The sequence below is a fragment of the Paraburkholderia sp. MM5496-R1 genome (assembly GCF_050436205.1).
In the GTDB taxonomy this organism is placed as follows: domain Bacteria; phylum Pseudomonadota; class Gammaproteobacteria; order Burkholderiales; family Burkholderiaceae; genus Paraburkholderia; species Paraburkholderia tuberum.
Genome location: NZ_JBNDLT010000001.1, coordinates 924,482 through 936,465, shown reverse-complemented (window position 1 = coordinate 936,465; position 11,984 = coordinate 924,482). Strand labels below are relative to the sequence as shown.

Genomic DNA, 11,984 nt, shown 5'->3' with positions numbered 1-11,984 from the left:
CATTGAATAGTCGATTCAAAGAATGGTCATCGTGACTGTTGCGGTTGCCTGGATCCTGCCTGCGCTCGGCGTTGCTGTTCCGACGCGCAGCACCGTCGCCTCGAGTGCAAACGGCGATTGCATCGCGCCCTGCGGTGTGTGGACGAGGGTGCTCGTCGGATCGTTGGGCCTGAAGATTGTGTTGGTTGAAACATCCCGCAAACGAATCGCGAGATGCGTCGCGCCGGTGTTCTTCAACATGCTGCTATCTTCTGTATCGGGGGTTCCGGAAAGTACGGCAGTAATCGAAGCCGGTGGCGTGGGCCCGGTGCAGAGCACCGTAAAGTCGACTGGCTGGGTTGGCCCGCTTGTGGTCGACACATCGCTCGGGCCGAACGTGCCGAAATCGATGTTCAGTGTGCTGGTATTGACCGAGCAACTTGGAAGAACCTTGACGTTGATGCTGCCGCCTGTGATGGTCACGACCCGATTGCCGTCACCCTCGGCGACGCCGGCTCCCACGGTGTTGAGTATCACGTTGACGTTGCTTGCGATGTCGCCCGTTTTGACCAGTTCGATCTCGAATTGCGAGCCAATGCCGAAGCGCCCATACATAACCTGATCGGGTTCGCCCGCGGGAAAGGAAGGCGTAAACGGAAGTGGCGAGTTCACGCCGGTTGCACGAAGATAGGTCAAACGAAAGCCGATGCCTGGGACGTTCGTGTTATAGACGGTAGCCCCCAATACAACGGACGGCGTTGCGTTGGAATACTGTATTGATACCGTGCCCCCGTTGGTGCAGTCCGCGAAGTTCGCATAGGTCGCGTACGCCGGCGACAAGCCCGTGGCGATCACCGAGCCGACCGGTAACGCCGGATCGATCGATACCGAGCTTTCCCGGAACGGTATGTTGACCGCTAATGGTTGTCCCGCGATGTAGCCTTGAGACAGCAGTTCGGAAATTTGCGAAGGCTTCAACTGGATGCAGGTGGCGAACGCGAAATGGGGTATCGCGAAGCAAACCAGGATAAGAAAATGAATGAGTCTTTTCATTGGAAGTTGTTGGTTGACCGGCGGACTGAATGGGCTGACAGCGGGGAAAGTCGCACATGCGCGCACGTCGCCTCAACTGTCGGCTACGTCCCATTTAGCGAGTAAATCGGCGGGAATGATATGGGCGAGTTCTGAAAACCGTTTGCCCACCATTCGTTCCGATTGGCGCAGCAAAACAATGACAGGACTGCTCGGTTCGTTTTGCTCGAACCACATGCGTGTTTCCTGAATGGCTGCGAGCGCGCTCCAGCGATCCATTGGAGAAGGCGCAGTGATTGGCAGATCGGTCGGCGCGTCGGACTGCGGTAGCGTCGCCGCAGCCACGATCGCTGACGCCGGTCCACGCACGCTGTCGTTGTCCTGCTTGTTGTCCTGCTCGTTGACGGCTCGGGCGGGCGCTGGCGCGGACCCGCCGCCGCCCACCCGATGCTGCGCGAATGGCTCCAGCGCTCGGGACAACGCGCCGAGATCGGGCGCGTCGGCGTCGAGCATCTCATCGCACCATGCGGCAATGCGCTGCGTCAGACACTGCGCTTCGACCAGTGCGGCCATTGCCGCGTCGCGTCGGCCCCACAATTCCTTGAGCAACCGGGCGACGGATTCAGGGGCGAGCGCGTCCTTCTGGCGCGGCGTCGCGAATGATTTTTCGATATCGCGCAAATGCAGTTGAAGCCCCGCCGCCCTCGGCATCGGGATGTCGCGCGCATCGGCCAGCGTGCCATCCGGTTCGACGAGTCCGCCGATCGCGTTGGCGAACATCGCCGGGTCTCGCTCGCCTTCGAACACGGGCAGCGGGTGGAGCGCTTCGCCATAGCATTCGAGCATCGCCATCAGCAGTGCCAGTCCGTCGCGCAGGCCAGCCGCGCCGTCGAGCCGGGTTCGGCAACGTAGCAGGATCACCGCGAGGCGGATGTCTTTTGTCCGCAGCAGCAGCGCGCGGCAGTCGCGTTCAATGTCGGCCCAATTGGCCGTTGGCGGCACGTCGACGAAGTCGCCGTACTGCGCTTCGGCGCGTGGGGCCGTGGCCGCCTGCAGCATCACGAAGGCCGGATCGTATTCGAGATCGGGACCGCAAGGCGCGTGTGCGGAGACCGGTTCGAGCAGATCGGCGTAGCGCAGCACGACGGCGGGAGCGTTGGCGTTCATGCGAGGGAACTCCGGGGTCGGTCGTTGTACTGTTCAGGTTCGAAAACCATGCCGACGACCGGCAGGTCGTCGAGGGAATCACCGAGCCACGTCGAGTAGCCGAGTCTCTGCGACGTGCCGATGCAGGCGGGTGGCGCCGCGCGGGGGTTGACGAGCAGCTTGACCTCCCACGCGTATTCGTGGCCGACGAAGGCTCGCACCCATTCGACGAACGTCGGCAAGTCCTCGCCGTGCGGCGTGAGGCGCAAATACTGATCGAGGTCGAGCGGACCCACGACGAGCCGGAACTTGTGTTGCCGGTCGGGAATTGCCTCGCCGAGTTGGGCGCATTCACCGATGATCGCCGCGGGCCCCGGCACCCCGAGCCTCGTATGTTCCGATGCGCACAGATGGATCCAGTGCGGCACGAATTCTTCGATCGTCATCGGAACACCGAAGTAATGCGAGAGCGTCGCCGCGATGCCGTGCGGAGTCCGCGCCTCGCGCACGAGGTGCGCCGCCGCGCTGTAGCGCGAGTGCGTGGGCAGACAGGACTGCTCCGCCTCGGCCGGATCGACGCCGATCAGACTGGCGACGTAGAACGAAAACGTTTCGTCGCCGGCACGGTCGAGCGACGCGGTGGCTTGCCCCGATGCCCACGCGCGATAAAACTGCGACAGCGCGCGGTGATGGAACAGATCGACCAGCCCGACGAGCGCATGATCCTGGTGGCTTTCCACACGACTGTGAGCCAGCTCCGTCATATGCAGCGGCAGCGGCCCCTGCGGCCCCCACAGGCCGAGCCCGAACAGCCGCACGTCGAGGCGACCGTCTCGCATGCCGAGCGACGCGATTTCGCGTGGCGCAAACGCCAGAGTGGGTTGCTGACCGATCCGGAACGGCTCTTCTTGCGGCAGACTCGCGGTGCCCGGCAACGGCATCAGCGGATCGCGCGCGGCGATAGCGCGCAGCAGGCTCAGGAAGCCGGACTGCCACGGCGTGTCCGGATCGAACCACGCGTCGAGCGATTGCGGATCGAGCGATGATCGCGTTGGCGCGACGGCGCTCGCCATTGCCCCATCCATGCTCATACCGCTCCGCGTCCGCCCATGCGTGGCCGCCATTGGGTGATCAGGCCACGTTGCATCGAACGAAGTTCGGTTTCGGTGAACACGTTGATCGAGACGTGGCGCGCGAGGTAATGCTCGAGCACGAGTCCGAGCAGATACGGGCTGATGCCTGAGAAGCCGGTTTCGTCGACCGTCAGTTCGCAGCGCACGCCACGCCCATACACGAGTAGTCCGTCGCCCGGCAGACGCCGGACCACCGGTTCAGTGCGTGCGCCGACGAGTGCCTCGATCTGCCGTGCCTGTTCGCGCTCGCCTGGGGCGATGAAGAGGCCGAGCATGTTGCGCAGCGCCTGGCCGCCGTCGCCGTGGTCGAGTTCGGCGAGCGGCATGTAGTTGAAGCTCAACTGCCTGATCAGACGCCACGCCGTTTCACCGCTCGCGTACGGCGCGCGCGGCGCGCTCGGTGCATGCACGAGGCGCACGCCCTCGATCGGCACGGAGTCCGACATCGTGAGGTCGGTTTTGCCGTTACGCGGGATCAGGCGCGGCAGGTCACGGTTCGTGACCCACGCTTCGACCGACAGGTAGCGGATGTCGTCAGCGTACGGCGCCTCCGCCTGATCGACGAGCGACACGTAGACCTCGGTCCCGATATACGGCGTACGGGTGCCGTACTTGCGTGCATTGGCCGACAGCGCGCGCTGCTCGCGGCGCACCGAAAAATAGCGGCCGTGGTTGCCCACGTCGCTATGCAGCGTCTGATAAAGCGGATTGAACTCGACTTCGAGCGATGTTTGCGCTCGCTGACCGAATACGCGCGACACCGAAAAAATCTCGTAGTCGAGCGGCCGGGTGCGGTCGGCGAGCAGATGAAAATCGGTTTGCGCGCGATTGATTTCGACGCGGTCGGTGCGCTTGCGAAACAGGTTGATGACCGGCGTACAGAACAGCAGGAAACGCGCTGCGTCGACGTGCGCGGCCAGCTCTTCCGGCAGGCGGTCGAGCAGCAGCACGACCTCGGCCTCCTTGCTGTCCACGCGCGCGAGACCCGCCGCGAGCTGCGTCAGCGCAAAGAAATAGAAGCGCTGGCGGCATGCGAAGTATTCCTGAAGGAGGTTGTGGCCGTGAAACGTATTCCACGTGAGCGGCAGCAGACCCTGTTGCGCTTGCAGACCTTCAAATTCGACCGGTGTTTTCGCGACCACGTGCCCTTCGTCTCTCGACGCGCCGTACGCGCGCACGACGGAGGCGACGCTACCGGCGTGGATCAGCTCGAACAGATGCGAAGCGATACGTTCGTCGCCACCGATGTAAATGGGCAGCCGGTCGAAGTCTGTCATCTGGTTGAACTTCACTTCGCCTGTTGTGCGCAGGCGCAGCCGTAACGCGCCGCGCAATTGCAGGTGCGGCAACAGATGGCGATCGGTGTCGGGGATATCCGGCGGCACGGCGCTGAGCCGGGCTTCAGCGATCTCGATAGGCCATAGCGTGACGTCCTGGCTGCTGCGGAATTCGCACGCGGTTTGCTCGCCGGGCGGGATCGCCGAGCGCAGCATGCTTTGCCGGGGCACCTTCAGCCCTCTCGTGAAATCGCCTTCGCGCAGGCTCGGACGCAACTGCGCGACGGCGATCGACGGCGTCGGCGCGACATAGTTCGGATAGACCACTTCGAGCAGGCGCTGCGTAAAGCGCGGAAATTCGGCGTCGAGTTTGATCTGCGTGCGCGCCGACATGAAGCAAAACGCCTCGATGAGCCGCTCCACGTAGGGGTCGGCAACGTCGATGCCCTCCATGCCGAGGCGGCGCGCGATTTTCGGGTGCTGGGCGGCGAACTCGCCGGCCATTTCCCGCATGTAGGTCAGTTCGCGGCTGTAGTAGTCGAGAAATCGTGGGTCCATGTCAACTTCCCTTGCCGGAGCCCAGCTCGAACGTGACGTGATTCATTTCGATGTCGAATGCACTCTGGATGCGAAATTCCAGTGGATAGGGCGACCAGCGCATGAGGCCATGAATCTCGAACTCGAGCTGGTTGTAGCGTACCGGGTTCTTGCTATTGAGCGGCCGGATGCGCAGCGACTCCGGAATCAGCCGCGGCTCGAAGCGAACGATCGCGTTGCGGACCATCTTCTCGACGGTTTCCCAGTTGCGACTGGTGAGGTAGCTACCGGACAACGCGGGAATGCCGTAATTGACGACCGACGCGGCTAGCATGGGGTAGCGCGCGATGTCCATTTCGTCGTCCAGGTTCGTCGTGTTGAGCAGCAGGCCGAGATCACGCTGGATGATGCGGCGCATGCCTTCGCTGTTGGGCGCATAGGCCTCGGGCCGCTCGCTGCGCCGCGCGGGCGCATCGTCGAGCAGGCGGTCGATCAGCGACGGCATGTAGGCTTGCCGGTGTCGCGCGTCGGAGGTGGTCATACGTGCTCGTCGTGATTGAACCGGCATTCGCCGATGTCGAGCACGCCGACGTCGCCCTTGTCGGTGCTCCAGGTTTTCTGGCCGAGCGCGATCACGCCGGTTTCCCCTACGTCTTTCCAGGTTGTTTCGCGCGAGAGCCGGGCGGCGGCGGGACCACTTTCCGAGCCTGGATAGCGCACCGGCAGGTAGCCGCGCAGGATAGTCGCGTCGCGTAGGCCCACGACGGCCGAGCGCCAGACGAGGTCGGTCAGCGCGGTGACCGGACCGAGTGTCAGCGATTTCATCGAGTCGAACGGCACCCAGCGATACCCGCCCGCTACGGTCAGCTCACACACGGGGCCCAGCCGGCTATCGCTATCGGTCAGCCACTCGAATGCGCCGATCTGCGTGCTGTCGCCGCGCGTGGCCGGCGCGGCGTTCAACGCGGCGCCGCGCAGTTCGTCGGCGGCGGCGAGGTTGCCCTCGCCCAGCTTGACGTTGGCTTGCAGCAGCGATTTCACCCACTCGGGCAGCGGATTGATCTCGCCCGGCGCGCGCTGACCCGCGAACACCTCGGCGCGGAACATCTCGCTGCGAATCAGCCCGCGATACATCTGGGCGCGCGATGTGCCTTCCGGCTCTAGCGTGGCCCAGGTTTGCAGCTGCTGTAACGCGCGTTTCCATTCACCGTCGAGGCACAACAGCTCGAACAACAGCCAGCGTTCGCGCACGTTCGACGGATGCTTGCGCACGTTGTCGATGGTTTGCTCCTTGAGTTCGCAGTAAGTCTGCGCGTCGAGCAGGCTGCGAAGTGTTGGCGTCTCCGACTTGGGCAGGTTAGCGGTTATTTTCATCTGAAAATTCAGGCTCTTCGTATTCAATCGATTCAGGCATGGCGATGTGGCTGTCCATACTGATCATGTGATGTTCTTCGCGCGCAAGCTGCGCGGTTCTGCTCGCACGGTGCGCGGGAATTCCGCGCGGCGCGAGCAGCGCGAGGATCTCGTGCGTTTCGTCCGCCTCGAAAATCTGCTCGGCACTGAACGAGTCAAGGCTATCGAGCAGGGTGTCGATGTTCTTCCCCTTCGTCAGCAGGTCGAACACCGACGCTTCAGCACGCGACGGATCGACAAGCTCGGCGAACGGATCGTGAGGTGAGCCGATGATCGACCCGCCGTGATCTTCGGCCGACGCCTTGGGCTCGTGCGCGTTGCCGCTCTCCTGGCTCAACAGCGCGTGACGATATTCCAGCGTGAGCGCGGCGAGCGGGTCCGCTGCGTCGATGTCGGCTGCCAGAAGCTTTGCCATGCCGTCGTGTGCGCCGGGTTCCGCTGGATGCGGTTCGCGCCGCAACTGCAGCAGATCGTTATCGCCCTCGTCGGCGAGTGCGATCAGGTCGCTGAAGTCATCCGGGTTCATGAGCACGGGCTCGACCCGATCCGCGGCAGAATTCACGCTCGACGGTGGTGCCTGGACAAAGTCTCCAGACGCATTCGCTATTTCGAGAGGCGGGTTCCGTAATAAATCGGGCATAGGCTGAAGGTCGGTATGCGCGCTCAGCCTAGCGCGAGGCGAACACTCCACGCCGGCGTGACGGTCCTCGCGTGCGACGGCCCGCTGGCTTGCCTCACTCATTTCCGACAGATCGATTCGCGAAACGGTTGGAGCGAACCGGAAAGACTGGATCGTTCGTGCGAAGGTCCTGAGCGCGCTTGCTTCGAAGGGCGAATGGTCCCAGCGGGCGTGATATCCAGTCATGGCCTGACCCGTATGCAACGGCGAATGAGATTTGCCTGGAAAGCGCGCATTTGTAAAAACTCTCTCGCCGCAGAAATAAAAAAATCACCAACTGAAAATGCGGGTTGGCGCGTGGAAGATATGAATGCTACTTCGCGCTCCTCGAGCGGAATATGGGCGACGGCCCAAATACACACAGCGATCGACCGGCTATCCTTTGTCGCTCGATCAGTCTGGCCGGCGCGCTTTGTCGGATACCTGCCCGCGGAGCGCGGGATGCCGACGCGAGGCCACGCCTTTCCGCTACAAACATCTTTACCTGCAACGTCATCATGTCCATTTCACGCCACGCGTTGTTCGGCAAGCTCGGCGCAACGCTCTTCAGGAGCATCGAATCCGCAACGGCGTTTTCCAAGCTGCGCGGCAACCCGTATATCGAGCTCGCGCACTGGCTGCACCAGTTGCTCGCGCAGTCCGATAGCGACCTGCACCGCATCGTCAGACACTGCGGCATCAGCCGCGAACTGCTCGAGCGGGACCTGCAGACCGCGCTTGCCGCGCTGCCGTCAGGCGCAAGCGCGCTCACGGATTTTTCGCTTCACGTCGAGACGGCAATCGAGCGCGCGTGGGTGGTCGCGACGCTGGCATTCGGCGACGGTCGGATCCGCGGCGCATGGCTGATGGCGGCGCTTGTCGAGACACCTGAGTTGCGGCGCTTGCTGCTGGCCATTTCGCCGGAGTTCGGCAAGATTGCCGTCGACGGCCTTCACGATGCGTTGCCGGCGTGGATTGCCGGCTCCCCCGAAGCGGAGGACACCCCGTACGACCAGAGTGATTTTTCGTCGGCGGTGCCGGGCGAGGCGTCCGGTGCGCTCGCTGCATCGGTGAAGGGCGCGGCACTCGCGCAGTTTTGCGCGGATCTGACCGCACGCGCGCGCGCCGGTGAAATCGATCCGGTGGTTGGGCGCGAAGTCGAGATTCGCACGATGATCGACGTGCTGTTGCGCCGGCGTCAGAACAATCCGTTGCTGACCGGCGACGCCGGGGTTGGCAAGACGGCGGTGGTCGAAGGCCTCGCGCGCGCGATCGCGGCCGGCGAAGTCCCGCCGAAACTTTGCCGACGTGCGGCTGTTGAGCCTCGACGTCGGTGCGCTGCTCGCCGGCGCGAGCATGAAGGGCGAGTTCGAGGCCAGGCTGAAGTCGGTACTCGAGGAGGCGGCGAAGTCGTCGGCGCCGGTCGTGCTGTTCGTCGATGAGATTCACACGCTGGTCGGCGCCGGCGGCCAGGCCGGCACCGGCGACGCGGCGAACCTGCTGAAACCGGCGCTCGCCCGCGGCACGTTGCGCACGATCGGCGCGACGACGTGGGCCGAGTACAAGCGGCACATCGAGAAAGACCCGGCGCTCACGCGGCGCTTTCAGGTGCTGCAGATCGCCGAGCCCGAGGAGCCGTCCGCGATCGATATGGTCCGCGGACTCGCGCGCACGCTCGCGAGCCATCATGGCGTCGTGGTTCTCGACGAAGCGATTCGCGCAGCCGTGACACTGTCGCATCGCTACATCCCGTCGCGTCAGTTGCCGGACAAGGCGATCAGCCTGCTCGACACCGCCTGCGCGCGCGTCGCGCTATCGCAGCATGCGCCGCCGCGCGAATTGCAGCGGATACGCGAGCGCTTGCAAGCCGCGCGCGTCGAAGCCGAGCTGCTCGGTAACGAGGTGCGCATCGGGCTCGGCAGCGAGGCTGCGCTGGCCGACGTCAAGGCGACCATCGCGACGCTCGAGCTCGAGGAACGTGTTGTCGAAAACGCCTGGCAGGCCCAGTCCGATGTGGCGAAGGCGCTGGCGCACGCGCGCGAGGTCGAAAGCGAGCGCGCCGCCGCCGGACCTGAGGCCGAAGTGCGCGATCGCGCGGCGACCGCGCTGGAGACGTTGCGCGAGCTGGAGCGGACGTTATCGAACCTGCAGGCGGATACGCCATTCGTGTTCCCGGAAGTCGGCGAAGCGATCGTCGCCGACATCGTCTCTGACTGGACCGGTATTCCAGTCGGACGCATGATCACCGATGAGGTCAGCGCCGTTCAGGTGCTGCCCGCCACGCTGGCGGCGCGCGTGATCGGCCAGCCCGACGCGTTGCAGCAGATCGGCGAGCGCGTGCAGACGGCGCGCGCCGGGCTCGCGGACCCGCGCAAGCCACTCGGCGTCTTCCTGCTCGCGGGGCCGTCCGGCGTCGGCAAGACGGAAACCGCGCTCGCATTGGCGGAGGCGCTCTATGGCGGCGAGCAGAACCTCATCACGATCAACATGAGCGAGTACCAGGAGGCGCATACGGTCTCGGGACTCAAGGGCGCGCCGCCTGGCTACGTCGGGTACGGCGATGGCGGCGTGCTGACTGAAGCGGTGCGCCGACGTCCGTACTCGGTCGTGTTGCTCGACGAGATTGAAAAGGCGCACGGCGACGTGCACGAAATGTTCTACCAGGTGCTAGACAAGGGCTACATGGAAGACGGCGATGGTCGCTATATCGATTTCCGCAATACGACCATCCTGATGACCAGCAATGTCGGCTCCGATCTGACCGCGAGCCTATGCGCGGACGAAATGCTTGCACCGGACTTTGACGGCCTGCGTTCCGCGCTTTCGACGGAATTGCTGAAGGCGTTTCCGGCCGCCTTCCTCGGACGCGTGACGCTGGTGCCGTATCGTCCGCTGGGCTCGGATTCGCTCGCGCGGATCGTGCGTTTGCATCTCGATCGAGTCGTTCGGCGGATGGCGGACAACAACCGCGTCGCGCTGAGTTATGCGGCGGAGGTGGTCGACTACATCGTCGCGCGCTGCCTCGTGCAGGAGACCGGTGCGCGTCTTTTGATCGGCTTCATCGAACAGCACGTGCTGCCGCGCCTCGCCCGGCAGTGGCTCGATGCGTTTGCAGCGAAAAGCGCGCTCACGCATATGACGATCGAGGTGACCGATCCAGCCGCGGCACCTGTTGAAGCGCTCGTGGTTCGGTCGTCCTGCCATGTGTAGTCGGCTTCGCACTCGGTGACCTGCATCGCGAATGACGAGTCGCGTTGATCGTGCCGCGGCGTGACGAGGCGCATAGCCGGCCGGTCAGGGGCTGCATGGATGCTTCGCAAACGTCTCTTTTGGCATTTTTTTTGCCGGGCAAAAGCGCTGGTTTTTTGACATCATTTTCACATATGCATGTTCAATGCCACGCGGCATGATCGCCACACCACCAGAAATCGTCAATCGAACGGAATCCTTAAAAATTGCTCGCGTTACACGATCGGGATAAGCTATAAAGACAAAAAGATCCGCATCATGCATTTGCGGCGCCCGAAGTCAGGAGCACAAATGAAAGACGTGACGAACAGCGGGTTTGTGGCTTTAAACGAGCCATTGAAACTCATGCATGTCTTTCATACAGTATGAATGCGCGTGCGAATCGACATGCGGTCATGGTAGGTTTTCGGCGCTGCCGTGCTGATCGTATGCGTCATCCATAGCGGGGCAACCATAGCTCGAAATCCGTTAAGCCGTTCAATTGCAACCGGAATGACTGGAGAACAACAATGCTTTTCTTTAATGATGGTTTCACATTCCCGAATTTTCTGGCCGACGTTTTCTCCATCTTCATCTTTATCCTGTGGTTCTGGCTGTTGATCACGGTGTCGAGCGACCTGTTCCGCCGCCATGACGTGTCCGGATGGGGCAAGGTTCTGTGGGTGATTTTTCTCATCATCCTGCCGTATATCGGCATCTTCGCGTATCTGCTCACGCAGCATCGCGGCATGGCGGAACGCGATCAGGCGCGGGTCAAGCAGGTGCGCGAAGATCTGCGCAATGTGGTGGGCTTCAGTGTCGCCGACGAAATCGAGAAGCTCGACAAGCTGAAAGCGTCCGGTTCAATTTCCGAGGAAGAGCACTCGCGTCTGCGCGCGAAGCTCGTGCAGTAAGCGTCGGTTACCTGACTGCAGCCATGGGCGAGCGGGCGCGCAGCCCGTGTCGCCTCGGCTTTTGCGCGGTGAGGGATCGTGCGATCGAACGTAACGGGGGAACCCTTGCTTACCCGCCTCGCCCGCGTTCGGAACGCTGCCGCGCGAACCGCGCGCGCGCCGCTGGCATTGCGCCGCGCCGCGCTCACGTGCGCGACGGCGTTGATGCTCGCGGCTTGCGCGCAACCGTGGCAGCAATTCCAGGCGGGTCAGGATCAAGCGGCGATCGTCGCCCGCATGGGTCCGCCGCGCGAAGTCTATGACCTGCCGGGGGGCGGCCGCCGACTGATGTGGCCGACCCAGCCGATGGGCTCGACCACCGTCGCCGCCGATATCGACGCTTCAGGCAAGATCGTGAACGTGCGTCAGGTCTTGCAGTTGAGCGAATTCAATCGCGCGGAAATCGGCAAATGGACGCGCGACGATGTGCTGGTCAATTTCGGCCGCCCCGTGCAAACGCAGTTCTTCCGGCTCTCGCAACGCGAAGTCTGGTCATATCGTTATATCGAAAGCAACATCCACCACATGTTGTTCAATTTCGCGTTCGACACCAACGGCGTGTTGCGCGAGACGCAGCGCACGCCCGATCCCCTGCGAGATCGCGATTTGCGACGATTCTGAACTGTGA

Annotated in this window: 10 protein-coding genes and 1 pseudogene; 3 read left to right on the top strand and 8 right to left on the bottom strand. The window is 63.1% G+C overall.

Features of this window, described 5'->3' with window-relative positions; all coding sequences use genetic code 11:
• Window positions 1–15 precede the first annotated feature (15 nt).
• The 7 genes from OKW38_RS04730 to OKW38_RS04700 all read right to left on the bottom strand — a co-directional run bounded on the left by OKW38_RS04730 (window position 16) and on the right by OKW38_RS04700 (window position 7,259).
• Window positions 16–1,032: a fimbrial protein gene (locus tag OKW38_RS04730; RefSeq protein WP_429360217.1), complete on the bottom strand. Its 1,017-nt coding sequence runs from the start codon at window positions 1,030–1,032 to the stop codon at window positions 16–18.
• 72 nt (window positions 1,033–1,104) lie between these two features.
• The gene (locus OKW38_RS04725; RefSeq protein ID WP_429360216.1) at window positions 1,105–2,178 is read right to left on the bottom strand and encodes an ImpA family type VI secretion system protein; all 1,074 of its coding nucleotides are present in this window, start codon (window positions 2,176–2,178) and stop codon (window positions 1,105–1,107) included.
• Complete coding sequence (gene tssG / locus OKW38_RS04720; protein WP_090811834.1) at window positions 2,175–3,242, bottom strand: type VI secretion system baseplate subunit TssG; 1,068 nt, start codon at window positions 3,240–3,242, stop codon at window positions 2,175–2,177. Before tssG ends, OKW38_RS04725 begins: the two co-directional genes overlap by 4 nt.
• 2 nt (window positions 3,243–3,244) lie before the next feature.
• Complete coding sequence (tssF, locus tag OKW38_RS04715) at window positions 3,245–5,125, bottom strand: type VI secretion system baseplate subunit TssF (RefSeq protein ID WP_090810718.1); 1,881 nt, start codon at window positions 5,123–5,125, stop codon at window positions 3,245–3,247.
• 1 nt (window position 5,126) lies between these two features.
• The gene (gene tssE / locus OKW38_RS04710; RefSeq protein WP_090810720.1) at window positions 5,127–5,645 is read right to left on the bottom strand and encodes a type VI secretion system baseplate subunit TssE; all 519 of its coding nucleotides are present in this window, start codon (window positions 5,643–5,645) and stop codon (window positions 5,127–5,129) included.
• Window positions 5,642–6,478, bottom strand: a complete 837-nt coding sequence (locus OKW38_RS04705) for a type VI secretion system accessory protein TagJ (RefSeq protein ID WP_429360214.1) — start codon at window positions 6,476–6,478, stop codon at window positions 5,642–5,644. Before OKW38_RS04705 ends, tssE begins: the two co-directional genes overlap by 4 nt.
• The gene (locus OKW38_RS04700; RefSeq protein ID WP_429360213.1) at window positions 6,462–7,259 is read right to left on the bottom strand and encodes a TagK domain-containing protein; all 798 of its coding nucleotides are present in this window, start codon (window positions 7,257–7,259) and stop codon (window positions 6,462–6,464) included. Before OKW38_RS04700 ends, OKW38_RS04705 begins: the two co-directional genes overlap by 17 nt.
• Before the next feature lie 434 nt (window positions 7,260–7,693).
• Between OKW38_RS04700 and tssH the strand changes: the two are divergent.
• Window positions 7,694–10,385: pseudogene (gene tssH / locus OKW38_RS04695) on the top strand (type VI secretion system ATPase TssH).
• 84 nt (window positions 10,386–10,469) lie between these two features.
• Here the strand turns inward: tssH and OKW38_RS04690 are convergent.
• A complete protein-coding gene (locus tag OKW38_RS04690) occupies window positions 10,470–10,688 on the bottom strand; it encodes a hypothetical protein (RefSeq protein WP_143037291.1) in 219 nt (72 codons plus the stop codon).
• Between the two features lie 245 nt (window positions 10,689–10,933).
• On the opposite strand from OKW38_RS04690, the gene OKW38_RS04685 reads away from it, so the two are divergent.
• Entirely contained in the window at window positions 10,934–11,317 is a 384-nt protein-coding gene (locus tag OKW38_RS04685; protein WP_090810728.1) for an SHOCT domain-containing protein, read from the top strand.
• A 105-nt stretch (window positions 11,318–11,422) separates the two neighbouring features.
• The gene (locus OKW38_RS04680) at window positions 11,423–11,977 is read left to right on the top strand and encodes a hypothetical protein (RefSeq protein WP_090810730.1); all 555 of its coding nucleotides are present in this window, start codon (window positions 11,423–11,425) and stop codon (window positions 11,975–11,977) included.
• Window positions 11,978–11,984: the final 7 nt, after the last annotated feature.

Bases quoted from the DNA above. Each gene is read 5' to 3' on its own strand.
- OKW38_RS04725 (WP_429360216.1), bottom strand. From the start codon at position 2,178: ATGAACGCCAACGCTCCCGCCGTCGTGCTGCGCTACGCCGATCTGCTC.
- OKW38_RS04690 (WP_143037291.1), bottom strand. From the start codon at position 10,688: ATGCATGATGCGGATCTTTTTGTCTTTATAGCTTATCCCGATCGTGTA.
- tssE (WP_090810720.1), bottom strand. From the start codon at position 5,645: ATGACCACCTCCGACGCGCGACACCGGCAAGCCTACATGCCGTCGCTG.
- tssF (WP_090810718.1), bottom strand. From the start codon at position 5,125: ATGGACCCACGATTTCTCGACTACTACAGCCGCGAACTGACCTACATG.
- OKW38_RS04700 (WP_429360213.1), bottom strand. From the start codon at position 7,259: ATGAGTGAGGCAAGCCAGCGGGCCGTCGCACGCGAGGACCGTCACGCC.
- OKW38_RS04685 (WP_090810728.1), top strand. From the start codon at position 10,934: ATGCTTTTCTTTAATGATGGTTTCACATTCCCGAATTTTCTGGCCGAC.
- tssG (WP_090811834.1), bottom strand. From the start codon at position 3,242: ATGGATGGGGCAATGGCGAGCGCCGTCGCGCCAACGCGATCATCGCTC.
- OKW38_RS04705 (WP_429360214.1), bottom strand. From the start codon at position 6,478: ATGAAAATAACCGCTAACCTGCCCAAGTCGGAGACGCCAACACTTCGC.
- OKW38_RS04730 (WP_429360217.1), bottom strand. From the start codon at position 1,032: ATGAAAAGACTCATTCATTTTCTTATCCTGGTTTGCTTCGCGATACCC.